Consider the following 24,435-nt stretch of genomic DNA (forward strand, 5'->3'; position numbering starts at 1 on the left):
TCGGTTGGACTGGATTGTCCTTGTGTGCCCCACTATTGCTTAGCGTTCGCGGCGGCGACCGTCCTCTTGGCGGCGCGAGCTGTCTTCCTGGGCTCGGCGCTGGGCGGCCTCCTGCTGTTTTTGCATGGCCTCACGCTGGCGTTCGGCCATCTCCTGCTGCTGGCGGGCGGCGGCTTCCCGGGCTTTTTCGGCGAGGGCTTCGCGTTGGCGGTTCATCATTTCGGCCTGTTGGGCTGCCTGCTGCTGTTTCTGCATGGCTGCGGCTTCCTGGGCACGACGAACGGCCTCCTGTTGCTGGGCCATGGCGGCCTCACGCATGCGGGAGGTTTCAGCGTCACGTTGACGGCGGGCCATCTCCGCCTGCTGGGCGGCCTGGGCTTCGTTCGCCCGCATGGCTTCTCCCTGCTGGCGGCGAATTTCTTCACCGCGCTTTTGCTGCTCCATGATCTGCTGTTTCATGGATTCAGACTCGGCCTGTTTGCGTTGGAGTTCCTGCTGTTGCTGCATGGCTGCTTCGCGGGCTTTTTCGGTGAGGGCATCCCTCTGGCGGCGGGCCATTTCGCCTTGCTGGGCGGCCTGGGCTTCACGTGCCTTCAGGGCCTCGGCCTGTTGGCGAAGGAGGTCCTGTTTCCGCTTTTCCAGGTTGTTGTTTTCCGCCTGTTTGCGGGCGAGTTCCTGCTGCTGGGCCATGGCGGCCTCGCGGGTGCGGGCACTCTCCGCTTCGCGCTGACGGCGGGCAGCCTCGGCTCCACGGAGTTTTTCTGTCATGTTTTCGCGGCTTTTCGCGGCATCCTCTTGCTGTTTTTTAAGCTCGGCTTCCCGGCGCTCCAATTCGGCTTTTTGGGCAGCCTCAACATCCATGCCAGGGCGTCCAACACCCTCGCGACCCGGCTTTGCATCCGTCGCGCGGTCTGGGGTATTGGGGGTAGTGCCTGGCTGTGTAGGTCGGCCATCCTGGGGCATGCCTGGGCGACCAGCACCGGGGCGATCCTCACGGTCCCGTCCACGGTCTGGGGTATTGGGGGTGGCTCCTGGCCGTGTAGGCCGGCCTTCCTGGGGCATGTCTGGACGACCAGCACCGGGGCGATCTTCACGGTCCCTGCCACGATCTGGCACACGGTCAGGCGTGTTGGGCACAGTGCCTGGCAGGGGGATGCCGGGGCGGACTTGAGGCGGCATGTCCGGGCGCTCTGCACCGGGGCGTGTGCCTGGCTCGCGGTCACGGTCTCTGCCGGGGATCTGAGGTGGCTGCGTGATCACGGCGGGCTGGACGGGTTTTGGTTCACGGGCCTGGCGAGAGATGGTGTCACGCAGGCTCTGGCGGCGGTCGTTCGGCACTTCGGTCCAGGCATCCACAATGGAGGGGCGGGTGACTTTGTCGGAAATGCGAGGTGGCTTGCCGGGTCGGCCTGGGCGGCCAGAAGGCAGCGGGGCGGGTATGAGAGGACGCACGGCATCGCGGTCGCGTTCAGCGCGGTCAAGAAGGGGACGTTCCAGAGTCCGGGCGATGCGCACAGGGGCCACGGGGACACGCCCGCCAAAACGTTCCTCCAGCCAGCGGCGATCCGGACCCCCGCGATGAACGAAGAAATTCGTCTGCTGCTGGTTGATGCGGACGATGTTGGTCAAGTTCACCGTCTGCTGGAAAATGTTGGTGATGTTCGTGATGGAGAGGCAGACGTTCACATAGCTGTTGCGGCCAAAGTTGGACGACTGGATGAAGACGTAGCTGCTCGGGGAGAGGCCGTAATTCACGTCGCAATCATAACCGATGCTGGTGTAGCCACGCCGACGTTCAGGGGGCAGGGGAGCCCAGCCGACACAATCGGCCCCAGAGCGCCAGGAAACCCAGGCGGGTGCCCATTCACGTCCAGGGACCCAGACCCAGCCATGGCGGGCGATGCGCACCCAGCGGCCATAGTGGTAGCAGGCCCAGCCGAAAGGCTCGGGCGTATCCCAGGCCCAGCCTTGGTCGCTCCACACCCAGCGGCCATCTACATAAGGACGCCATGCGGAGCGTGAGGCGAGACGAGGCTGCCAGGCATAACCGTAACCTTCGACATCCAGCCACTCGCCATGGGGGGCCAGTTCTTCATAAAACATGGAGTAGTCGGCATCTGGATCTGTCCAGGCTTGGCCACCAGGTTCAGGGGCCGGGGGGACGTAAGGGGCAGGTAATGGAGTGGAGGCCAGTTGGTCGCGCAGTTCCTCGCTCTTCATGCGCGCTGCCTCAGCATCGGCCTGGAGCCGCTCATTTTCCTTTTGGATGGCGTCCAACTTGGCCTGGAGCTCAGCGTTTTCCTTTTCCTGGATGCTGCGTTGCAGGTCGGCGAGTTGCTGCTGCAATTCGGCACTGCGGGCCTGCATGTCAGCGGCCTGCTGTTCGTAGGCAGCCTGGGCTTGCTCCAATTTCAGCCGGGCTTCGTCAGCAGCGGCATTGTCCTGGGGGGCGGCAGGCGGGTTGCAACTGACGAGTGCCAGGGAAAAGAGCGCCGCGGCGCCCAGGGGAGTGATCGGTTTCATAGCGGTTGATAGACCTGAGCTTCGACGAGAATGCCTCTTTTCTTGTTCAGGAACAATGCAGAAATGTGCAATGTATGACCTACGCGCTTTGCCCCATTTTTGCCAACTGTGAACCTACCTTTGCCCATTTCCCCAAGCTTTGCCTCCGGGCCTGCCTTGCTGGCGATCTCAGGTGGGCGGGATTCGGTGGCGTTGCTGCACCTGCTGGTGAGTGCTGGGCAAAAGGGATTGGTGCTCTGTCATTTGAACCACGGTCTGCGCGGTCGTGAGTCTGGGCAGGATGCGGCTTTTGTGCGTCGTCTGGGTCGGAAGTATGGCCTGCCTTGTGAGATTGAAAAAACACCAGTGTCTGAACAGGCTAGGACGCAAAAGGTCTCCATCGAGACTGCTGCCAGAATGGCACGGTATGATTTTCTGCATCGCATGGCGCTGCGGCATGGGGCTGAGTGCATTTACCTGGCGCATCATGCGGATGATCAGGCGGAGACCATCCTGGCAAATCTTTGCCGCGGCACGGGGATCAGCGGACTGAAGGGCATGGTGGCAGAGACGGCCACAGCGCCGGTTCTCTGCCGACCTTTGCTGGAAATGCCGCGTGCAGAGATTGAAGCCTACGTGAAGGCGCATGGGCTGGCCTACCGGGAAGATTCTAGCAATCTGAGTCCGGCGCACCGGCGCAACCGGCTGCGGCATGAGGTGCTGCCTTTGCTGAATGAAGTCTATGCGCGGGAGGTTACGCCACTCATTGTGCGCCTGGGCAGGCAGGCGGCGAGGGATGAGGACTGCCTGCAGCAGCAGGCGCGGGAATTCATTCAGCAGGAGGGGGTGATTGCGCAGGATGGCCGCCTGTTGTTGTCCACCAAGCTGCGCTCTTTGCACCCGGCGGTTTTGTCGAGGATTTTACACTTTTGGTTAGGTGGGCTGGCGGTTCCTGGCGTGGATGCGGATCTTTTGGATGACGCGCTGGCCATGCTGCGTCCGGGCGGGCCGGCTAAGATCAACCTCCAAGGGGGACGGCATCTACGCCGGAAGGCGGGTTGCCTTTGGGTGACAGAAGCGGTGTGAAGAGGGCTACTTTTTGCGCTCCAGCACGATGCGGAAGCTGACGGTGGGGCGTTTGGTATCCACTGGCAGGGGGGTGCGCACGGAGGAGAGCAGTTCGTCGGGATTCGCCGTTTGCCAGTTGCCGCCACGGACGGTGCCGATGATCTTTTTTTCCTTGCCGCTTTTGGGCTGGCTGCCGGGTTCGAAATCGGTGTCTACCCATTCGGAGGCATTGCCGCCGAGAGCGATGATGCCGCGCTCATTTGGAGGGAAGGCACCCACGGCTCCGAGCTGCGGGAAGCGATCCTGATAGCCGGGGATGAAGCTTTCCAAGTTGCTCTTCCTTGCCGCATTGGTGTCGGCCAGGTTTTCGATGTTGGAAGGTGGCGGCCAGTCAAAACCCCAGGGGTAGATGCCACGGATGCGCCCGTTTCTTTCCGCCGGGGAGGTGCCGCGCTCCAGGGGCAGGCCGACGGCGCGGCTCCACTCTTCATCTGTGGGCAGGCGATAGCGGTCTTTGGCACCAATGAGGCCAGCATTGCGTTCGCGCTCGGTCAGCCAGGCGCAGAAGGCGCGGGCTTCTTCACGGTCCACGCCGACCACGGGCTGGGTGCCGCCCCGGCCATCGGCATCCACGTTGTTCGGGCGGCGGGCATTGGTGGCCTTCACATATTCCAGGTAGTCGCGGCGGCGCGTTTCCACAGCGGCGATCATGACATCTCCCAGAGGTACAAAACGCAGGCCCAGGCCGTTGGCCTTCCACTCACGGCCAAAGGTCACGGCCTGCCGCGTCTGCATATCGGAAAAGAGTTCCAGCAGGGCACCCGACTTCACATCGCCCTCCAGGACAACATCGGAGAAGCCTTCTTCGCGAAGTTCATATTCCACCGGGCCACTGCGCACTCGGGGCAATTCCAGCGGGGTATAGCCCAGAAATTCATCGTGCTGGAAAATGCGCACTTTTTCCGGGGTGGTGCGGATGATGACGCTGCCGTAGGTCTGCCGCTCCACTCGGAGGTGGAAAGCCTGCCAGTTTTTGTCTTCGTTGCTGCTGCTGCTGTCGGTGTCACGGTCCTCGGGCATGTCCTCATTGCCGCCGCTGTTGCTCTCCACGTAGTAAAAAGGTTCCACTTCGTAATGATGCTCCTGGCTCAGGGCACCGGCGGCGCGGTCCGTATCCGTCATCCAGAAACGGAAGGCCTCGGCATCGCCCACAGGCACCACGACAAAGTAGGCGGCATCTTTGCTGGCATCTGCCAGGGAGGCGCGGACGACCTTGCCTTCAAAGGAGCGGCCGGTGGCTTCGAGGAAGCGTTTGAAGAATTTGATCTCCACGGGCTGGACGCTGATGTGGCCTAGCTGGGCTGGCTTGAAGGTGATGCCGAGACTGTTGGTCCAGCGTTCACCGGGCTGGGGCAGGCGTGTGGCCTCCATTTTCAGATCGTACTCGGCGGGGCGATTTCGGCTGGCTCTGTGCTCAATCTCCAATTGCTTATGGCCAGGAAGACGGAGCTGATAGATCACGGGCACGCCTTCCTCTGGATTGAGGGCCAATGGGGTGACTCCTAGTTTGTCCTCCCCAGCAAAGACATCGGCCCCAGCGGGCTCGGTCTTGATGGTGAGCATGGGCAGGCTTTTCTGTACTTCCAGCAGGCTGCGATTGTCCTGCCGCTGGGCCAGCCACATGCCAAAGCCGACGGCGAGTGCCAAAGTCGTGGCGGCAGTCGCAGCCCAGTACCAGACGAGACGCCGTGAGGGCAGGGGCTGCCCGCGCAGGTCCAGCGTCATTTCGTAGGCGCTGGAGTAGCGGTCCTTCGCCTTCGGCGCGCAGGCGGTGCAGATGACCCGGTGCAGGCGCTGCCAGACATCCAGTTTGTCTCCACTTTCGGAGCAGGAGGGGATGTCGGGGAAATCCAGCCGGTCTTTGCCGGTGCTGGCTTCATAGAGCACCATGCCCAGGGAAAAGATATCAGATTCAGGGGAGCCGGGTCCCTCAGGGGCCACGAAGCCCTCGGTGCCGACAAAGCTGCGCTGTCCGAGAAGGGCCACGAGGCCGATGTCTGCCAGGCGGCAGGCGCCATCAATAAAGATGAGGTTGGAGGGCTTGACGTCCCGGTGGATCAGCTTGTTCTCGTGCAGGTAGTGCAGGCCTTCGGCGACATTGGCCCCGATCTGCAAGCAGCGTCCCGCCATGATCCGTTTGTCCCGGCGCATCTCCAGGCCCAGGGTGTGGGCGGTGTAGGTATCGGGGGTGATGTCGCGGCCCTTTTCCAAATCATCCGCCAGCTCCATCACATAGTAGTAGAAGCCCTGGGCATCGCTGCGGCCGACCTGAAGGATGGGCACCAGTCCGGCGTGGCGGCGGGAGATGGGTTCGTAGCGTTTGATGGCCTCAAACTCCCGTTCAAAGGAATCCGCTTGGTCATAGTCCTCCCGCCAGACGACTTTGACCGCCCGCAGGGCCCCGGTGACGGAGCGTGCCATCCACACCTCCCCATAGGCTCCCCGGCCAATGAGACGGAGCGTCTCGTGGTCGCGGATTTCGGGGGCTGTGCGGACGGGGGCGGTCACGGTGAGGTTTGACAGTAATTAGTGTGCAGTATTCAGTGTTAGCCCTTGGAAGGTCAAGATTTGCCGTGAGGGGCTGCGGGATTGCTGAGAGGAAGAGCAATATGGAAAAAACCGGTCACGCGGGGAACTAAAAAGCTGGTTGACCCCTGAACGGGCTGTGGCAAACTGCTCTCCCTCACGCTCCGACGAAAGTGACACTCCTCGTCCCTCGTCGGTTCCACGTGATTTCACGACCTCTACCCACATGAAAGAACAAGGCCACCCTACGGTTTACGAAACCACGATCACCTGCACCTGTGGTGCTGTGTATCAGACCATCTCCACCGTGCAGAACCTGAAGATTGGTATCTGCGCTGGTTGCCACCCCTACTTCACCGGTGAGCAGCGCTTCATCGATACCGCTGGCCGTGTGGACAAGTTTGCCCAGCGTTACGGCAGCACCCGCGCCCGCCGCGCTGCTCCGAAGCTCAGCGACGTTTCCGCGTAGCCTCGACATTTCTTTTGACCAGAAAACGGTGCCCGTGCCTCCGAGCTCGGCACCGTTTTTTGTTTCTTCCCGCCCTGCCGCTGCCTAGCGGCCCTTTGCTTTTCGTTCCCTACCGCCATGGATTACGCCCCTATCATCGCCACTAAACGCACCCGTTTCGAGCTCCTCGAAGAACTCATGGGGCAACCGGGCTTTTTTGACGATGCGAAAAAGGCCGGGGAACTCACGCGCGAGCATCGCACACTGGGAAATCTTTTGGAAAGCTGGGACGAATATCAAAAGCAGCTCACGGAACTGGCAGACAGCCAAGAGATGCTGAAAGCGGGAGACGAAGAATTTGCCGCCATGGCCGCTGCGGAGATCCCGATCATCCAGAGCCGCATTGAGGAACTGGAGAAGAAGGTGCAGTTTTCCATCCTGCCGCCGGATCCCCTGGAAGGCCGCGATGCCCTGGTTGAAATTCGTGCCGGCACTGGCGGGGACGAGGCCTCTCTGTTTGCCGCCGATCTGGTGCGCATGTACAGCCGCTATGCTGAAACCCGTGGCTGGAAGGTGGAGACGCTGGAGTCCAGCCCTTCGGATGTGGGCGGATTTAAGGAAATCGTCATGAAAGTGGCCGGCGAGGACGTCTTCCGCATCCTCAAGTATGAAAGCGGCGTGCATCGTGTGCAGCGCGTGCCTGCCACGGAGGCCCAGGGCCGCATCCACACCTCTGCCGCCACGGTAGCCGTGTTGCCCGAGGCTGAAGAAGTGGACTTTGAACTGAAGTCCGATGAAGTCCGAATCGAAGTCTGCCGCTCCTCCGGTGCCGGTGGCCAGGGCGTGAACACCACGGACTCTGCCGTGCAGGTGATGCACATCCCCACAGGGACCATCGTCCGCTGTCAGGACGGGCGTAGCCAGATCAAGAACAAGGAAAAGGCGCTGACGATTCTGCGCTCTCGCCTGTTGGAAAAGAAGCAGCAGGAAGAGGCGGCCAAGTATTCCGCCCATCGCCGCAATCTCATCGGCAGTGGTGGCCGTGAAGAAAAGATTCGCACCTACAATTACCCGCAAAACCGTGTCACCGATCACCGGATCGAGATGACGGTTTACAACCTGGACATGTTCATGGAAGGCCGGGTGGACCAGATTCTGGATTCTCTTCTGGCCAGTGATCTCAATGAGCGACTTGCTGAGGCGGGGTTGAAGTAATATAGACCGATCAGGCTGCACAAATTTCCGTCCAGCGCGCATGCAAGAGTTCGGCATACTGGGTGGATGTCAGGCCACCATGACCGAGTGAATAACCGTCGTTGATTTCAATCAGCACAGTGTGGCCTTCATCGGTCACGCCAAAATCGGCGCTGTATCCGGCAGGTGCGTTTTCAAATGCCGCCACGGTGTCATGAATGAACTTCCCGTTAGGAAAAATCAGAGGATCTCCCTTGTAGAAACTGGCACCGATGACCTTGGTCTGAATGACGAAGGTTCTCCACTCACTCACGAAATGAATGGGGGTTTGTGCCAGGACTTGGAGATCTCCCGTGATGGCAGGGAATCCAGGGCGGGCGGCGAGTAAACGGCGAAGGTCAGCTTGGTGTTCAAAGACCTGGCCATTAAACAGTTTGGCTTCGGAGTGAGGCTTCACAAAAACGGGAAATCGGCCTTCATTCAAGACGTCATTTAGCGTGGTCACTTGGCAAGTGCGACCCAAGAACGAGAGAAGACAAGCGGGAGCCGAGTCCTGCTGAGGGGGAAGTTTACCAAGGTGAAGCAAGGCCGCCCGCACAGTTGCCATACCGCCTACAACGACCGTAGCGGTGCTCAATGCCAACTGTTCCAGTTGTTCACGGTGAAAAGATTTCACTTCAAATCCCAGCAATTCAAAACCCTTGGCCGCAACTGCGCCGTGAGCACTGTAAGGTTGGCCGTTTGAATCGGTTTGAACATAGGCAATGGGCTTCATGGCGGTGCAACCCTGCGGAGACGTTTTCACCTAGCAACACGATCGTTCAGGGAATTTCAGTCCCGCACCGCTTTCTGGCCATCATGCAGGGTCACGACGACCTCGTTCAAGGGCTGCTTTCGCTACCGCCACCCCCGTCATGATATGGTAAGCTGCCCTTGGGCTGGCTATAGCATTGGATGGATCGTGGCTGGTCTGCGAAGAAAGGGAGCTAAGCATCATAGTTCGAGCTGGGGTTGACTCCACGCTCTTTGCCCTTAGCTCTTCCCCTTTTTTTGACCCATGAAACTCCTCCTCGATACGCTCCGCGCTGGCACTGGCTACCTGGAGAAGCATGGCGTGGATGAGGCGCGGCTGAATATGGAGCATCTGCTGGCCCATGTGCTGGGCTGCCGTCGGCTGGATCTTTACCTGCGGTTTGGTGAGATGCTGCAGGAGGTGGACCTGGAGAAGCTGCGCGGGCTGACCAAACGCCGGGCTGAAGGGGAGCCTTTGCAACACCTGCTGGGCACGGTGGACTTTCTGGGGAACGAACTCGTCAGCGACCACCGGGCGTTGATCCCTCGGCCGGAGACGGAGTATCTGTGTGATCTTTTGATCAAACACTACGGCCAAAATCCGCCGGCGCGTGTGCTGGACATGGCCACGGGCTCGGGCTGCATCGGCCTGACGCTGGCCTGCGCCTGGAAGGACAGTGAAGTCATGTTGGCCGATATCTCGGAGGAAGCTTTGGATCTTGCCCGACTGAATACCAGCCGCCTGGGGCTGGAGCGGGTGCAGATTCTGCGCAGTGATCTTTTTGAAAAATTGAGCGGTCCCTTTGACCTCATCGTGAGCAACCTGCCTTACATCCCCAGTGGGGAGATTCCGGCCCTGAGCCGGGAGGTGCGGCGGGATCCGGTGCTGGCGCTGGATGGCGGTCCGGATGGGCTGGACATTGTGAGACGCTTTTTGGCCGATGCCCCTGCCAAGCTGGCACCCGGCGGCCGGATTGCTCTGGAGGTGGGACACGACCAGGGACACACCACGGCCCAGCATGCCAGCGGCCTGGGCTATGGTGGGGCCGAAGTGCGGGCAGATCTGGCTGGAATCGAGCGTTTCGTGTTCGCTAACACTCCTTTGGTTGATTGATTTCACTTTTTTTCCAAAAAAGTGTAACTGGATTTTGCCAATGCAGTAATCCCCTATGTCTGCGAGGCTTGTCGCAAGGAATCGGCTTTCACGGTAGCTTTTTCCGGTGGCAAGCCTCGTGGGCGTCGCTCTCACAAAGAGGCGAATCTTCCTGCTTGCGCATGAGCCTCCCCGGCGCACTTACACGGGAAACATGGAAAAACTTATCGTTCACGGCGGCGCACCCCTGAAAGGTCGCGTAAACATCAGCGGCAGCAAGAACTCCTCTCTGCCCATTTTGGCGGCGACTCTGCTGACCAAAGACACTTGCACCATCCGGCGCGTGCCCGATCTCAGCGATACTAATTACATGGTCCGCATCCTTGGGGAACTGGGGGCGGAGGTGGAACGCGCCAGCGGCGTGGTGGTGGTGAAGGCGGAAAAAATCAAGTCCGTGGCCCCTTATGAACTCGTGCGGAAGATGCGCGCCAGCATCTGCGTGCTGGGGCCCCTCACTGGCCGCTTGAAGAAATGCACCGTCTCCCTGCCAGGTGGCTGCGTCATCGGGGACCGCCCTGTGGATCTTCACCTCAAAGGTCTGGAAGCTCTCGGAGCCATCGTCACCGTGGATGGTGGAGACATCAGTGTGAATGCCAAAAAAGGATTCAAAGGTGGCCCGATGAACCTCATGGGCAAGCACGGCTCCACGGTGCTGGGCACGGACAACGTGATGATGGCGGCCACTTTGGCCAAAGGGGTGACGGTCATCGAAGGCGCAGCCGCTGAACCTGAGGTGGAAGACCTGGCTAACTTCCTCATCAAGATGGGCGCGAAGATCGAGGGCGCAGGCACGAACCGCATCACCATCGAAGGCGTCAAAGAACTGCACGGGGCCGAACACACCGTGATCCCGGACCGCATCGAGGCCGGTACCTTTCTCTGCGCCGGGGCCATGATCGGCGATGGCATTACGCTGAAGCGGGTGATGCCTGAGCACATGACCGCCGTGACGGACATGTTGAAGAAGTGCGGTTTTCCGATTGAGATCGGCAAGGACAGCATCAGCATCGCGCCGAATCCTGACGCCAAAGGTTTTGATCTCACCACTCTTTGTTATCCCGGCTTCCCGACGGACATGCAGGCCCAGTTTTGCGCTCTCGCCTGTGCGATCAGCGATACCAGCACCATCACGGAGACCATCTTCCCGCAGCGTTTCATGCACGTGGCTGAAATGAAGCGCATGGGTGCCAACATTGACCTCCAGGGCGCCACCGCCCGCATCCGTGGCGGCAACGCCCTCAAAGGTGCCCCCGTCATGGCCAGCGACCTTCGTGCCTCTGCGGCCCTTGTGCTCGCCGGCCTCATTGGCAGCGGCAAGACAGAGGTGAATCGGCTCTATCACATTGACCGTGGATATGAGCATCTCGATGACAAACTGGCTGGCCTAGGGGCTCAGTTGGAGCGGGTGAAGGAGTGAGGTTGTTTTTATCAGAAGTGGGTTACCATACTTCGGAGAGCCAATTGAATGAGGACGCTGTTGTTTACCGTTGGTCGTCTGGAGTTTGTTGGCTCAAGAAAATTTATGATTGCCGGGCGCAATTGCCGGGACGAATTGCGGCGTGGTGATCGGTTATGTGTCCACAATCCGGCTGATAAAGGATCGGAGGTGGTGTTTTGCGTCGAAGAAATCACCCTATATAACCGCACCGTTGAAGCCGTTGATCATGGGCACACAGCAGGGCTGTTTTTCCCAATTGAACTCGCCAACAAAGTTTGCTTAGGCGATGAACTTTGTGGCTTTTCTGAACCGTAAGATTCACCAAAGGCTTCGTGTGGGATCCATATACGGATACATTTCAGCAATCCTTTCCAGGCTATAGGAAGGGTAGATCAAGCGACCATCACAGAGCATCATTAAATGACTGCTTTTATTGATCAGAACGTATTCAATTCGGCGCAGATTTTTCTGTTTAGCGGGCGGTACCTCTTGAAGCTCAATTTTGCCCCAATCTATAGGTGCCGCTTTGGCCTTATCTTTTCGCCATGACGCTTCTAGATCCTTTTGAGCTTTTTGGAAGAGTTCCTGAAGTGTTTCCCCACCGTTGAGTTGTCGCTCATGATTGATGAACGCGGCTAAGCTGGCCATTAAATAAGCATCGCGGCGGCGATCCTGCGTCTCACTCCAGTCTTCCCAACTCGGAATCACAAAAGCGCGCACAAAAACGAGGAGTACGACAAAAACGAAGAAGGACCTCACCGCACACCCACAGCCGGATGGTAATTTCTTGTTGAGAATTTGCGACATTGCAAGCTGGGGGGGAATAAGCGCAGTGTCCGGGACTCAGTTGTTCGATGATAGGATCATGAAAGTTAGAGGGTGAGCAAGCTTCTTATTCTCCCAGTCAGTATTTGAGACAAACGAGATCAACTGTCTTGACCTATGGACTGCGGCTACGAGCATCCAAATGACGAACTGGCAGCCGTAGGCGCTCAGTTGGAGCGCATGAAGGAGTGAGACCGCATGCAGGTATTCATGCCTGCATACAATTCTGATTACATCTTCATCGCCCGCAGCGCTGGCAGATCCACCATAATGTTCTGGCTGCGCATGAGAGTTTCCCCAACCAAAAGTGCGTCAGCGCCAGCTTCGGCCAGGCGGGCGGCGTCGGCGGGGGATTTTATGCCGCTTTCGGAGACGAGGAGGATGTCATCGGGAACTTCTTCGGCGAGGGCTTCGGTGGTGGCCATGTCCACGGTAAAGCTCTTGAGATTGCGGTTGTTGATGCCCAGGATGCGGACGTCCGTATCCAGCGCGCGTTCCAGTTCGGGCAGGTCGTGGACTTCCATCAGCACATCGAGCTGGAAGGTGTGGGCGATGTCCAGAAGCTTGACCAGATCGTCCTGCTTCAGTGCGGCGACGATCAAAAGGATGGCATCGGCACCGGCAACGACGGCTTCATAGATCTGTGCTTCATGGATGATGAAGTCTTTGCGCAAGCAGGGGATGTCCACTTGCTCACGAATCAGCGAAAGGTATTCCAGGCGACCCTGGAAGTATTTTTCATCGGTGAGGATGGAGAGGGCGGTGGCTCCGGCTTTCTCATAACCACGGGCGATGGTGAGGGGATCAAAGTCCGCTGAAATGGTACCGACGGAGGGGGAGGCGCGCTTTACTTCAGCGATCATGCCCAGGCGCGTTGGGTCCAGGCGAAGGGCGTCTTCCAGAGAGCGGAAATCATCACGCAGGGTGGCTGCGGCGCGCAGCATGTCCATGCGAGGCAGCAGTTTCTCCACTTCGAGACGTTTGTGCGCGATGATTTCGTCCAGCTTATTCATAGGGGGGCGGAAGATGGGGGCGATCTGGCGCGGTGCAAGTTGCACCTTGCACGGTATTTTTCTCAGTAAAAAGTTAGACAGAGGTGGCTCAGGGTTGCACCTCGCAGGCAGACATTTATTTTGAATCTCTGACTGCCTTATGAAGATCGCCTCAAAACCTTTCCGTGTCGGCATCGTGGGTGCCGGTCCTGCTGGTGCCACGCTGGCTTGTTTGCTCGCCAAAGAAGGCGTGGACGCGGTGTTCTTCGATGACGGCAAGCGTCCCGACATGGTGGTGGGAGAATCCCTGGTGCCGCGTCTGGTCAATGTCTTCCGCCGTCTGGGCATTGAGGATGAAGTGGCCAAGCTGGGTACCTACAAGCCGGGAGTGACTTGGATCTTTGATGAAAATGATGCGCTGGAGCTTTCCTTCACCGCCATGCGCGGGGTGCTGCCTACCTATGCCTACAATGTGCATCGTCGGCCATTTGATGACCTGGTTCACCAGACCGCCCTGGATGCAGGAGCTCGATTTGTGCCGTGTGATGTGAAGCTGGAAGTCGGCCTAACCGAACGTGGCGAAAAGGTTCCGCGTCTCAGCGCCGCCACCCTGGCCCTGGTGCCTGACTGGAATGGCAAGCAGCCGGACCTGCTGGTGGATGCTAGCGGCCGGCGCCGTTTGTTTGCGAAGTTGCTGGGCATCAAAGCTGCGATTGGAGATCGCAAAGACGTCTCCCACTTTGCCCATTACGAAAATTGCACCATGCCAGTTCCGTCGGGTCAGACGGTGATCACGCGTCTGAAGCATGGCTGGTCCTGGCGCATCCCGCTCCTGCATGCCCTGAGCATCGGAGTGGTCTTCGATAAAGAGCATGCGAAGCAATACGGCAAGACACCGGAGGAGCAGCTCGAGGCGGTGATTGACCAGAACAAGCCGCTGGCCGACGCCTGCCCTAACCGCAAGCGTATCACGCCCGTGACCACCTATGCGAATTATCAGCTCATCTCAGAACAGGGCCACGGAGATGGCTGGGTGACGGTGGGAGATTCCTTTGGTTTTGTGGATCCCATGCTGTCCCCAGGACTCTGCATGGCCATGACCTCGGCGGAGATGCTAGCAGATGCCATTTTGCAAAACCGCAAGGACGACTGGGACCGGGCCTTCAAGAATTACCTCGACTGGTTCCGTGACATGCTCAATGCCTGGCAGGAGTTGGTGGACATGTTTTATGGCGGGCAGATTTTTGCCCTTCAGCGCACGGGTACCAGGATGTCTCAGATGTTCCCGGGCAAGATCAGCATGGTCATGCAGCGGCACTTTGAGAAAAACATCTCCGGCATGGCTGGGGGTGGGCTGACGAATCATCCCTACAGCCGAAATCTGCTGCGGTTCATGACGCGCTTTGCCATTTATGGCGAGGAGCCAGCGGACTACGCCGTGGTGTGACGCCTGCGCCAAAAGGCCAGCCACAGGCCGCCGATGAGGCCCCACAGGCCCAAGGCGGCAAATCCTAGCAAGGAGGCCGCCAATGCATTGGCTTTGCCGATGCCTGCCTGCCCGCCCAGCCACTCCACCAGCAGCCCTTCACGCACACCGAGACCACTCAGGGTGATGGGCAAGGAAGCAATGGCATCCACCACGGGCATCAGCCCCAGCAGGCTGGGCAGTGAAACATCCGTGCCCAGCGCGCGCGCTGCTGCCCAGTAAGCAGCATAGGCGCAGGCGGTGCCCAGGGCCGAGACTGCAAAGCCGGAGAATAACCAAGGATGCCGAAACGTGCCCGCATAGATCGGAGCTGCTTTGGCCGAGAGCCAGCTCAGGCCGGGGATGCGACCAAAGACCCGCTGCAGCCAGGGTTCCATGATGACTCCCAGCCCGAGGAAGGATAACCCCGTGAAGGCGAGCAAGGCGATGTCGGTGGTGGCCAGCACCCCTTCAGGCAACCCCGCCTGCCGCGAAAACAGGCCATAGAGCACCACCCCGCCAAAAAGCCCGCCGATGTGATCGAGGACCAGCGAGCCGACAATGGCTCCACGTCGTTCTGGGAAGGTGCGTGAAAGCAGCAGCAGCCTGATGCCGTCTGCCCCGATGGGGCCGAGGAAGTAAAGATTGAAAAAATCGGCAAACAGCGTCAGCCGCAGTAGTTCCCCATAGCGGGCCTTTACCCCATACACGCGCAGGAACCACCACCACCGCCCCGCCCAGCCCAGGACGGAAAGCCCGCCGAGGAGGAATGCCAGAGAGAGCCATGCTGGGTCTATGGCCGACCAGGAGAGTTCCGCGGCCCCCTCCTGCCTCAGCTTTCGCAGCACCCACACCATCAGCCCCACGGCGAGGGCAGCACGGAGCAGGAGAAAGAGGTGGCGGGTGCGCATGCGAAGTGCCGACCTTAGTCAACCCGGCCTCAAAATCCAAACGGCAAGTGCCGAGAAGCATCTTTTGGCCCGCTTGACCTTTGACCTGCCCTCATCCCCGTGCATCTCTACGGGCTTCCTTTTTTAGCCCTTTTCCCTGACCATGTCCGTTCCTACCCCCCCACGCACCATTCACATCGGCCTCGCAGGACTGGGAAACGTGGGTGCCGGTGTCTTTAAAAACCTGATGCAAAATGGCGATCTCATCCGCCAGCGCACTGGGGCGGACATCCGGGTAAAGCGCGTGGTGGTAAGGGATCTTCAGCGCCCCCGAGATGTGGTGGTGCCGGAAGCCATGCTTTCCACCCAATGGCAGGACTTGATCGCCGATGAAGAGATCCAGGTAGTGGTCGAGCTCATCGGTGGCACCACCACGGCTTATGATCTGGTGTGCGCAGCCCTGCGGGCCAAAAAGATCGTGGTCACGGGTAATAAGGCCCTGCTAGCCGAGCGCGGGCAGGAGCTGTTTGCGCTGGCGGAGCAATGTGGCGTGCCCATCTATTTTGAAGCGGCTGTCGCAGGCGGCATCCCGATCATTCAGGTGCTGCAAGAAGGGCTGGTGGGAAACCGCATCCTGTCCATCCACGGCATCATCAATGGCACCTGCAACTACATCCTCACCCGCATGTCCCAGGCCAGTCTCAGCTACGAGGATGCCCTTCGCGAGGCCCAGGAAAAGGGCTATGCCGAGGCCGATCCCACACTGGATGTCAGCGGCTGGGATGCGGCGCACAAGGCCATTATCCTCGCCTCGCTGAGCTATGGTTTCTGGATCCCGACTCCCTGCGTGCATGTGGAGGGCGTGGATAAAATTGACATCGTGGACTTCAAATTTGCCAAGCGCCTGGGTTACACCATCAAGCTGCTTTCCGTGATTCGTGCCGATGAGCAGGGGCTGGTGGAAGTGCGTACCCAGCCAACGCTGGTGCCGCTTTCTCACGTGCTGGCGAATGTCAGCGGCAGCTTCAATGCGGTGCTGGTGAATGGCGACATCGTGGGCGAAACGCTCTTTTATGGCCGTGGGGCCGGGCAGGACCCGACGAGCAGCAGCGTCATCAGCGACCTTTGTGAAGCCGCCGCCGTGCTGGTCTATGGCGCGCGCCACAGCGGGTTTGTCCCGCATGGTCTTTACGGGAAGAGCAAGCCGATCGAGGACACCGTTTCCCATTATTACTTGCGCCTGACCGTGGACGATGTGCCCGGTGTGCTTGCCCAGGTATCCACCGTGCTGGGGCAGCGAAATATCGGCATCTCCTCCATGATCCAGCCGGAGGATCTGGAAGACACCAGTGGCAGCACCAGCCTGGTGCTGATGCTGCATGATGCGAGCCTGGGCGACATGCTGAAGGCTCTGGATGCCCTCTGCTCACTTGCCTGTGTGCGTGGCAAACCGAGCTGGATGCGCGTGGAGACCCTGCAGGGTTAATTAATCCGCCCCTACTTCAGCTTGGTCCACACAATGTCGCTGAAGAGGTCGCCATTGCGGTCCACCTGCACTTGGGCCACCCAGGGGTCAAAGCCCAGCATCATCGCACGTGAGCATACGCTATCGTGGTCCGTATGGGTGAGGGGCGGGGCAGGCTTGGGCTCCAGGCTGGCATTGATGTGCACCAGTATGTTGATTTCAGAACTTCGGGCCTCCAGGTCCTTGGTTCCATGCCGCTGCGTGCTGTGGTAGCAGCGGTATCCGTTCTCGATCAGCCATTTCTCCACATGGCGTTCCCCGTATTCGGCGATGTCTGTCGGTGTCAGCATGGCGCATGGTGGGTTGAGTTTTTCAATCCCTCGACCTTACGGTCTTTTTTTGGAACTGAATTATCCCAGGTTTTACCATGAGGCGATTTGCAATACAATGCTCAGCTTTCAGGCATCTCGCAAAAAAAAATCAGGGCAAACCACTCGGTCCGCCCTGATTAATTTCGAAGGTTACCAACAGCCAGAAGACAACCCACTATCTGAAATATGAGACTGAAAACCGCGCTGCGTTCTTCAATCTGATAGGATTATGCCACATCTGACAGTCAAAGAGTCAGGGGAGGGTAAGAGGGTTGTAAAAAATATGTCACTTTTGTTTTTTTGGGGCCTTGGGCTTCAGCAATTGCTCCAGCCGTTTGTTTTCCAGTTCCAGAGCCTCCGCTGACATGGGCTGGGGCTTGAACTCGGGGGAGGGGACCAGTCTTTCCTCGGCAGGGATGGGGCGTAGGCGCAGGCTGCGAAACCAGACTGGCTGGCCGTGGTCCTGCAGACGCAGGTGGGCACCGCGTTTCGTCAGGTCTCCACCGCGAATGCGCAAGACCTCCAGCTCACGGGACCAGCGTGGATCTGTGTAGTCGAAGTCAATCACGGCTTCCCCATTGAGCCAGTGTTGGATGACGGTGCCTTTGCAGACGATGCGGCCTTCGTTCCAGACATCGTGGGGACGGGCGTTGTTTTTGCTGGGGGCCATGCAGAAAAACAGGGAGGCGGCAGCCTGGCGGGGGATTTTGCCGTAATGGCTGTTCACGTTGTCCAGCACCTGGTACTCATATTGGCCGGGGCGGTAGTAAACGCCGCTGTTGCAGCCTTTGCTGGCCTTCCATTCAAAGCGCAGCTCGAAGTCATCCGGCACCTTTTCCACGGTCCAGGTGATGTCACCCCCGCGTGTGGGGCAGGCGAGCGCCCCGTCTTCGATCACCCAGTTGCCTGCGTGCTCCCAGCCCTGGAGGTCACGGCCATTGAACAGCAGGCGGAAGCCCTGTTCTTTTTCGGTGTCGGAAAGTTGGTTAGGCTCGGTCGCGCTGAGCGACAGACAGCACAGGGTGGCGAGAACGAAGAGACATTTTAAAAACGGCATCCTCACTCAGACGGAGGATGCCACCTGGGCCTATCGGCGAATGCGGTCTCAGGGGACGATCTGCACCGGAGTTCCCAGGGAAGACTCGCGGTAAAAGATCTCGGCCATTTTCGTGGGTAGGCGGATGCAGCCGTGGGAGGCCGGATAGCCTGGCAGGTAACCTTCGTGCATGCCGATGGCCCCCGTGATGCGCATGAAGTAGCGCATGTTGGCTCCGTCAAACTTGGCTCCCTTGGGCCGGGCATCCTTGCGAATGTCCACCTCTTTTTTGACGATGACGCCAGCGGAGTCTACGTAGTCCCCGTAGAGGTTGGATTTGTGATCCAGGTCCTTTTGGATGATGCTGAATTTCCCAGGACGGGTAGCGTGGCTTTCACGGCCGGAAGAGATGGGGGACATGCCGACGACGACGCCATCCTTCATGAAATAGACCTTTTGCTCACCGAGGCTGATCTTCATGCTGGGTTTTCCCACTACCCCATCGCCACGCCAGTAGGAGCCATCATCCACCGGCTTGCCCTCTTTTTTGGCCTTCTTCAGCTTTTTCAGCCGAGCTTCTTCCTGGGGCTCCAGCCGGATGCGCTGCACATAGTAACCTCCACCAGGGGCTGGGCGGCGGATTTCGCGATAGTTAGGGCTGGAGCAGCTCATGCTCTGAAAGAGCACCGTCAGGGTCAGCAGGGCGAAAGACAGTCGGCGGAGAGCATTCATAGTGGGAGTGGGAGAGGAGTGCGCGCTTATGGAGCACATTTGAGGCCGCTTTTCCATCACAAGCTGAGGGGGGCTCAGGCGAAACCTTTAAAAAAGCTCTGGCCGGTCCGGGTGGTCTCATCGGCGACTTCCTCCACGGGCTGCCCCCGCATGGCTGCCACGGCCCGTGCGGTATCTGCCACGTAGGCGGGCTCACAGCGCTGGCCACGGTGGGGTACCGGGGCCAGGTAGGGCGCATCCGTCTCCAGCATGTAATGGCCTGCGGGCACCTGGCGCACGGTATCACCCGCAGGGCCGGGATTTTTGAAGGTGACGATGCCGGTGAAGGAAAGGAGATGCCCGGCCTCCAGCAGCGGCTGGGCCTGCTCCAGCGTGCCAGTGTAGCAGTGGAAGACTCCGCGCAGGCGGTCGCTGTATGGCAGGACAATGGCGGTGAGGTCCTCCCAGCTTTCGCGGTTGTGCAGCACTACGTTCAGCTCCAGCTCGGCGGCGAGTTCCAGTTGCAGGTGCAGGCAGCGGGCTTGGTGGAGTTTCCATGCCGCGAGGTCGAAACCCTCGGGCGGTGCATGGAAGTAGTCCAGACCGATCTCGCCAATGGCGGCCACCTTGGGATGCCGGGCGAGAGCGCGCAGTTCATGGATCCAGTCTTCGCCTGAAACGGTGTCCACATCGCAGGGGTGGATGCCCACGGCCACGCGCACATCCGGCTCTTTTTCCGCCAGGGCCAGCAGCTTGCGGGCATTGGGCAGATCCGTGGCCGGGGCCAGCATCCGTGTGACACCCGCGGAGCGGGCACGGTCCAGAATCGCAGGCAGATCTGCATCAAACTTGGCGCTGCCGAGATGCGTGTGAGTATCGAAAAACATGGATTCCGATAGAGGGTGATTTGGCGGAGTTCAAGGACGAGGGGAATGTCGTCAGGGGCTTGGGGGAAGCCCCTCAAACTAGCCAACACTTTGCAATCGCTAGCAAGAGAGCTGGAGTCTCTTCGTTGAGAATGGCTTCATGCGCGTTCTTCTTTCTGTCCTCCTCACCTCCCTCGGCCTGCTCACCGCCCCGGCAGCCGAAAAGCCGAATGTCATTTTCATTCTCGCAGATGATCTGGGCTACTCAGACCTCGGCTGTTATGGGGGCGACATTGCCACGCCGAATCTGGACTCCCTGGCAAAGAACGGCCTGCAGTTTACCCAGTTCTACAACACCGCCCGCTGCTGGCCCACCCGTGGGGCGCTGATGAGCGGTTATTATGCGCAGCAGATTCATCGGGATGAGCTGCCAGGGCTGGGCGGTGGTGGGCGCGGGGTGCGGCCTACCTGGGCGCGGCTGCTGCCAGACTTCCTGAAGCCAGCGGGCTATCGCAGCTATCACAGCGGCAAATGGCACATTGACGGCCTCGTCCTTGAGGCCGGCTTTGACCGTTCCCTGGACATGAAAAACCAGGGCAACTTTTTCAGCTCGGCGGGCAATGCGATTGATGACCAGCCCGTCACTGTGCCAGCGGATGAAAAAGGCTACTACGCCACTGTGGCTACGGCAGATCATGCCATCAGTTGCCTGAAGGAGCACGCCTCTAAACACGCAGACAAACCTTTTTTCCATTACATCCCCTTCATCGCCCCGCACTTTCCTTTGCATGCACTTCCCGAGGACATCGCGATTTATCGGGACAAGTATCTGAAAGGCTGGGAAGCCATGCGGGAGGCCCGTTACCAGAAGCAAAAGACCCTGGGCATCGTCAACACAGAGCTATCGGCTTTGGAAAAAGAGGTCGGGCCGCCCTATGACTTCCCCGATGCCTTTAAAACGCTCGGCTCAGGCGAGATCAACCGCCCGCTGCCGTGGGATGCCCTGACGGATGAGCAGCGCCGTTTTCAGGCCACCAAAATGGCTATTCATGCCGCTATGGTGGACCGCATGGACCGTGAGATCGGCCGCATTCTCCAGCAGCTTAAAGACATGGGGAAGTATGAAAACACCATCATTTTCTTTGCCTCAGACAATGGGGCCAGTGCCGAGATCATGGTGCGAAATGGCGGGCATGATCCCAAGGCCGAGCCCGGAAGTGCGGCCACTTACCTTTGCCTGGGGCCTGGCTTTTCCAGTGCCTGCAATACCCCCTTTCGCCGCCACAAGACCTGGGTGCATGAAGGCGGCATCAGCACCCCTTTGATTGCGCATTGGCCCCAAGGCATCCCGGCGCGGGGTGAACTGCGCACGTCCCCAGCCCACGTGGTGGACATCGTGCCGACCATCCTGGAAATCACCGGGGTGGAAAAACCAAAAGCGTGGCAGGGGGAAACCATCCCTGAAGCACCCGGAAAGAGCCTGGTGCCTGCCTTTGCCAAAGATGCGGCCATTGCCCGCGAATCCCTCTGGTGGCTGCATGAAGGCAACCGCGCTGTGCGGGTGGGGGACTGGAAGCTGGTGGCGGCGAAAGGCGATGCCTGGGAGCTTTACGACTTGAAGACAGACCGTGCGGAGGCGCATAACCTCGCTGGTCAAATGCCGGAAAAGGTGAAGGAATTGGAAGCCGTGTGGCAAAAGCAGACCGATGCATTTTCCGCCCTGGCGAAAAAGACCGTTCATCTCCAGCCCAAACCTCAGGCGAAAGGCAAAGGAAAGGGTAAAGGCAAGAAGAAGTGAGGGGGAGGCAGTCAGTGATCAGGCCTCGTTCTCTGACTAACCGTTCAGGGAACTTGTCCACGCACGCCACCGCCCACCGAAGAATCTTGCCAATGCGGCGGCCTTTTTGTATTACGCGGGTTCAACAACCTGTGTGAACCCCCGTCACCTTGCTTTCTTTGCTGTTTGGCTCACGATTTCATTCGTGCGGATGTCCCATGCCGTATCACCGCCTGCCGTGCCGACGGTCTTGAGGGCTCTTGCGTCTGATGACACGCTGTCTGTCCCGCTGGCTCTCAGCTATCAGCAGGTGGTGCTGGAAAGGCGGACGGCCAATGGCTGGAAACCGCTGGCCGTGCAGTATCCGCGGACCCTGAGCCGGGAGCAGATGCGCAACATCACTTTCACCCTGCCTCCCGGAGTGCAGGAGGCCGATGTGCGGGTGCTGGGCTACCGCGCTGCTAAGTTTCCCTCCCGTTTTGTGCATGGCAAACGGGTGTTTTTCCGGCCCGATACTGCGAGTGCTGTCAATGGGGCGGTGGGGTTGGACCGATTGAGAACCGCTCCTTTCCCTGACCTTGCATCGGTTGTCAAAGGGCGGGAGCCGGATCTGTGGCAGGTGGTGGATAACCAATTGTTTGTTTACAATCAGTATCGGGGATTGCAGGTGATGGATCTTGCGAATCCGGCCAGCCCGCTGCGCACAGGCGTCCTGCGACTGCCTGCGGCAGGGGTGCGCTTGTTTGTGCTGGATGCCGCCGGAACACGGCTGGCCTTGCTGGGTAGGTCCAATGGCCGGAACCGCAGCGGCGGGGTTTCCCTGTTCCTGTTGCGTGTGGAGTCCGGGGAGCCGGTGCTTGTGAGTGAATTGCCCTTGGACGGAAAGTTGACGGATGGCCTGTGGACGGGCCAGCAGCTATGCCTGCTGGGGACGGTTAAGGATGCAAAGCTGGGCACTAGGACGCAGATGATTCGTCTGAATGTGGATGATCTCCAGGCGGTGAAGGTGATGCAGCGGCTGAATTTTTCAGGAACTCATCCAGCCTTTCGTTCGCAGGAAGGAAAGCTAATGGTGCAAGTTCGCGAAGCTGGGCAGAACCGGCTTCACGAGGTGGCTGCGGAAGGCGGGGCGGAAAAGTTGGAAGCCCGGGCAGCCCAGGCAGGCACCAGCAAAGTCAACGGTCATGAAGTCAGCATCGCGGACCGCAAACTTCGCGTGTTTAAAGTGGGGGAAGCAGGCAAAGCGGTGTTTGAAATGTCGCTGGCTTGGCGTGCTGACCGGGTGCTGCCATTGGGGGACTTTTTGATCCAGGTGGAGGATGGTGATGTCCATTCGGCCGAGATGGTGGGCGCTCAGGAGACCGCTGCTGACGCGCCAGGCCAAGCACGCGTGCGCATCACCACCGCCAACGATCCCGATTTGCTGGTGGGAGAATGGCAGTTGGGGCCAGGCAAAGTAGCGGGCCTGACTTTGCGAGGAGAGCATCTGCTCATTGCCCAATGGGTGCCTGCTTCACACAGCCAGCAGCCACTGCTTCGCACATGGGCTCTGGATCTTGCCGATCCGGCCTCGGTTTCAAGGCTGGGGGTGGTGGATCAGGAACTGCAAGGGCTGGATGCCTGGGACCTCAATTTGGGGGCTGTGCAGGCGCTCTGGGTCAATGATGAAACGCTGGTCTGGTATATTCCAGCCGACCATCATCCGCGCCTATGGTGGAGCAGTCCCATGTCCGTCCAGCCTCCCGAGCGCAAAGCAGGAAGCCTGGTCCCGGCCACATCGCCTGTCATGGTGCTTTGCCGGGTGCATTGGAGGGATGGCATCCTGGATGCCGCCGAACCGCAAGTGTTGCGGGTGAGAGGCAGGGTGCTGGCCACTTCAGCAGCAACGGTCGCTTCGGGATTTCTTTTTTTCAGCTACGATATCTCCACTGACACCGACCTGTTTTCCTCCAAAGATGGGGAGACCGCTCGGGTGCCGCTGCGGCCCATCCCAGACCAAATCCAAACCTGGATGCAGGTGATGGACTTCCGTGGTGTGGCCCCTCTGCCACGGGATGCGGTTTCCATTCCAGGGCCTCTGCTCAGTGTCGCTCAAACCGACAGCCAGGGGGCGCTGCTGCTGACTCACAGTGACATGTCTTTACGCAGTGATTTGCCCCCCACCCGTGTGGTGCAGGCCTGTGCTTACGATGGGGTGAATGCCTACCTGCTGGATGACTATGTCACGGCCACGTCGTTCCAATCCGCCGTGGCGGTGGAAGGAGTGCAGATGTATCTGACCCGGGAAATGGGCCGGGCTGGTGTTGTGGCCGTCGGTTACGATTCGATCACTGGCAGGTTGGGGCAAGTATCGTCCTGGAACACTCTGGCCAGACCCACCCGTCTGCATGTGACTTCCGGCCATCTGCTGGCCAGCGGTCCAGGGAACCTTGAGGTCGCCAGTTTGGCCTCTGAGACGGGTAAACTGACACCGGTAGCCTCCTATGATACCCCGGTGAACCTGACACTGCAGGTAGACCGTGCGGCGGTGACGCCGACGTTGGACCTGTGGATTCCAGCAGGCATGTTCGGCGTGGAATTCCTGCAAAGGCAGTCGTTCCAGCCTTGAGGAAGGGGCGCTGTCAGGCAAAGATTTTCGGCCTAACCACCAGCCGTGATTTGGACAATCTCAATGAGGTCGCCGTCATTCACCTGGGCTGTCAAAATCTCTTTGGGCAGCAGGGCCATCTGGTTTTGCTCCACCACCACAGGTTTGCCGGTGAGGCCGAGGGTATCGAGAAGCTCGGACAATGGCTGGGCCTGAGGGAGTTCACGCTTTTGTCCGTTGAGGGTGATAGTCATGCGGATGAAAATGTT

21 protein-coding genes are annotated in these 24,435 nt (G+C 59.3%); 10 read left to right on the top strand and 11 right to left on the bottom strand.

Going from position 1 to position 24,435, the window contains the following annotated elements:
• Positions 1-39: 39 nt before the first annotated feature.
• A complete protein-coding gene (locus ABEB25_RS01225) occupies positions 40-2,523 on the bottom strand; it encodes a DUF6600 domain-containing protein (RefSeq protein ID WP_345734551.1) in 2,484 nt (827 codons plus the stop codon).
• 120 nt (positions 2,524-2,643) lie between these two features.
• On the opposite strand from ABEB25_RS01225, the gene tilS reads away from it, so the two are divergent.
• Complete coding sequence (gene tilS / locus ABEB25_RS01230; protein ID WP_345734552.1) at positions 2,644-3,588, top strand: tRNA lysidine(34) synthetase TilS; 945 nt, start codon at positions 2,644-2,646, stop codon at positions 3,586-3,588.
• A gap of 6 nt (positions 3,589-3,594) precedes the next feature.
• Here tilS and ABEB25_RS01235 read toward each other — a convergent pair whose 3' ends face one another.
• Positions 3,595-6,138, bottom strand: coding sequence for a bifunctional serine/threonine-protein kinase/formylglycine-generating enzyme family protein (locus ABEB25_RS01235; protein WP_345734553.1), 2,544 nt, complete (start codon positions 6,136-6,138; stop codon positions 3,595-3,597).
• Positions 6,139-6,382: 244 nt separating this feature from the next.
• Here ABEB25_RS01235 and rpmE point away from each other — a divergent pair, with 244 nt between their 5' ends.
• Complete coding sequence (rpmE, locus tag ABEB25_RS01240; protein ID WP_345734554.1) at positions 6,383-6,625, top strand: 50S ribosomal protein L31; 243 nt, start codon at positions 6,383-6,385, stop codon at positions 6,623-6,625.
• Between the two features lie 117 nt (positions 6,626-6,742).
• Positions 6,743-7,819 carry a peptide chain release factor 1 gene (gene prfA, locus ABEB25_RS01245; protein ID WP_345734555.1) on the top strand — a complete coding sequence of 359 codons (1,077 nt, stop codon included), beginning with the start codon at positions 6,743-6,745 and terminating at the stop codon, positions 7,817-7,819.
• A 10-nt stretch (positions 7,820-7,829) separates the two neighbouring features.
• On the opposite strand, the gene ABEB25_RS01250 is transcribed toward prfA, so the two are convergent.
• The gene (locus ABEB25_RS01250; RefSeq protein WP_345734556.1) at positions 7,830-8,573 is read right to left on the bottom strand and encodes an ATP-grasp domain-containing protein; all 744 of its coding nucleotides are present in this window, start codon (positions 8,571-8,573) and stop codon (positions 7,830-7,832) included.
• Between the two features lie 282 nt (positions 8,574-8,855).
• On the opposite strand from ABEB25_RS01250, the gene prmC reads away from it, so the two are divergent.
• From prmC to ABEB25_RS01265, 3 genes are all read left to right on the top strand, one after another.
• Positions 8,856-9,704, top strand: coding sequence for a peptide chain release factor N(5)-glutamine methyltransferase (gene prmC / locus ABEB25_RS01255; protein WP_345734557.1), 849 nt, complete (start codon positions 8,856-8,858; stop codon positions 9,702-9,704).
• A gap of 193 nt (positions 9,705-9,897) precedes the next feature.
• Positions 9,898-11,160 (top strand): UDP-N-acetylglucosamine 1-carboxyvinyltransferase, encoded by a 1,263-nt coding sequence (gene murA, locus ABEB25_RS01260; protein WP_345734558.1) that lies wholly within the window; start codon positions 9,898-9,900, stop codon positions 11,158-11,160.
• Between the two features lie 48 nt (positions 11,161-11,208).
• Positions 11,209-11,496 carry a hypothetical protein gene (locus ABEB25_RS01265; RefSeq protein WP_345734559.1) on the top strand — a complete coding sequence of 96 codons (288 nt, stop codon included), beginning with the start codon at positions 11,209-11,211 and terminating at the stop codon, positions 11,494-11,496.
• 3 nt (positions 11,497-11,499) lie between these two features.
• Here the strand turns inward: ABEB25_RS01265 and ABEB25_RS01270 are convergent, their stop codons facing one another.
• Both ABEB25_RS01270 and trpC read right to left on the bottom strand, forming a co-directional pair.
• On the bottom strand, positions 11,500-11,988 hold the full coding sequence (locus ABEB25_RS01270; RefSeq protein ID WP_345734560.1) for a hypothetical protein: 489 nt from the start codon (positions 11,986-11,988) through the stop codon (positions 11,500-11,502).
• 248 nt (positions 11,989-12,236) lie between these two features.
• Positions 12,237-13,019, bottom strand: coding sequence for an indole-3-glycerol phosphate synthase TrpC (gene trpC, locus ABEB25_RS01275; RefSeq protein ID WP_345734561.1), 783 nt, complete (start codon positions 13,017-13,019; stop codon positions 12,237-12,239).
• Positions 13,020-13,158: 139 nt separating this feature from the next.
• On the opposite strand from trpC, the gene ABEB25_RS01280 reads away from it, so the two are divergent.
• Positions 13,159-14,445: an NAD(P)/FAD-dependent oxidoreductase gene (locus ABEB25_RS01280; protein ID WP_345734562.1), complete on the top strand. Its 1,287-nt coding sequence runs from the start codon at positions 13,159-13,161 to the stop codon at positions 14,443-14,445.
• Here ABEB25_RS01280 and ABEB25_RS01285 read toward each other — a convergent pair.
• Positions 14,430-15,374 carry a lysylphosphatidylglycerol synthase transmembrane domain-containing protein gene (locus tag ABEB25_RS01285; protein ID WP_345734563.1) on the bottom strand — a complete coding sequence of 315 codons (945 nt, stop codon included), beginning with the start codon at positions 15,372-15,374 and terminating at the stop codon, positions 14,430-14,432. The two genes, ABEB25_RS01280 and ABEB25_RS01285, sit on opposite strands and share 16 nt — an antisense overlap.
• A 142-nt stretch (positions 15,375-15,516) precedes the next feature.
• On the opposite strand from ABEB25_RS01285, the gene ABEB25_RS01290 reads away from it, so the two are divergent.
• Entirely contained in the window at positions 15,517-16,839 is a 1,323-nt protein-coding gene (locus ABEB25_RS01290; protein ID WP_345734564.1) for a homoserine dehydrogenase, read from the top strand.
• 11 nt (positions 16,840-16,850) lie between these two features.
• Here ABEB25_RS01290 and ABEB25_RS01295 read toward each other — a convergent pair whose 3' ends face one another.
• From ABEB25_RS01295 to ABEB25_RS01310, 4 genes are all read right to left on the bottom strand, one after another.
• Positions 16,851-17,168: a hypothetical protein gene (locus ABEB25_RS01295; RefSeq protein ID WP_345734565.1), complete on the bottom strand. Its 318-nt coding sequence runs from the start codon at positions 17,166-17,168 to the stop codon at positions 16,851-16,853.
• 307 nt (positions 17,169-17,475) lie between these two features.
• Positions 17,476-18,246, bottom strand: coding sequence for a 3-keto-disaccharide hydrolase (locus ABEB25_RS01300; protein ID WP_345734566.1), 771 nt, complete (start codon positions 18,244-18,246; stop codon positions 17,476-17,478).
• 48 nt (positions 18,247-18,294) lie between these two features.
• Positions 18,295-18,957: a L,D-transpeptidase family protein gene (locus ABEB25_RS01305; protein ID WP_345734567.1), complete on the bottom strand. Its 663-nt coding sequence runs from the start codon at positions 18,955-18,957 to the stop codon at positions 18,295-18,297.
• A gap of 74 nt (positions 18,958-19,031) precedes the next feature.
• Complete coding sequence (locus ABEB25_RS01310) at positions 19,032-19,823, bottom strand: TatD family hydrolase (protein WP_345734568.1); 792 nt, start codon at positions 19,821-19,823, stop codon at positions 19,032-19,034.
• A 139-nt stretch (positions 19,824-19,962) separates the two neighbouring features.
• Here ABEB25_RS01310 and ABEB25_RS01315 point away from each other — a divergent pair, with 139 nt between their 5' ends.
• Together ABEB25_RS01315 and ABEB25_RS01320 are read left to right on the top strand one after the other, a co-directional pair.
• Positions 19,963-21,600, top strand: a complete 1,638-nt coding sequence (locus tag ABEB25_RS01315) for an arylsulfatase (RefSeq protein ID WP_345734569.1) — start codon at positions 19,963-19,965, stop codon at positions 21,598-21,600.
• A gap of 190 nt (positions 21,601-21,790) precedes the next feature.
• Entirely contained in the window at positions 21,791-24,187 is a 2,397-nt protein-coding gene (locus ABEB25_RS01320) for a hypothetical protein (RefSeq protein ID WP_345734570.1), read from the top strand.
• A 32-nt stretch (positions 24,188-24,219) separates the two neighbouring features.
• Here the strand turns inward: ABEB25_RS01320 and thiS are convergent, their stop codons facing one another.
• On the bottom strand, positions 24,220-24,420 hold the full coding sequence (gene thiS / locus ABEB25_RS01325; protein ID WP_345734571.1) for a sulfur carrier protein ThiS: 201 nt from the start codon (positions 24,418-24,420) through the stop codon (positions 24,220-24,222).
• Positions 24,421-24,435 lie beyond the last annotated feature (15 nt).

This window comes from Prosthecobacter algae (assembly GCF_039542385.1).
GTDB classification, from domain to species: domain Bacteria; phylum Verrucomicrobiota; class Verrucomicrobiia; order Verrucomicrobiales; family Verrucomicrobiaceae; genus Prosthecobacter; species Prosthecobacter algae.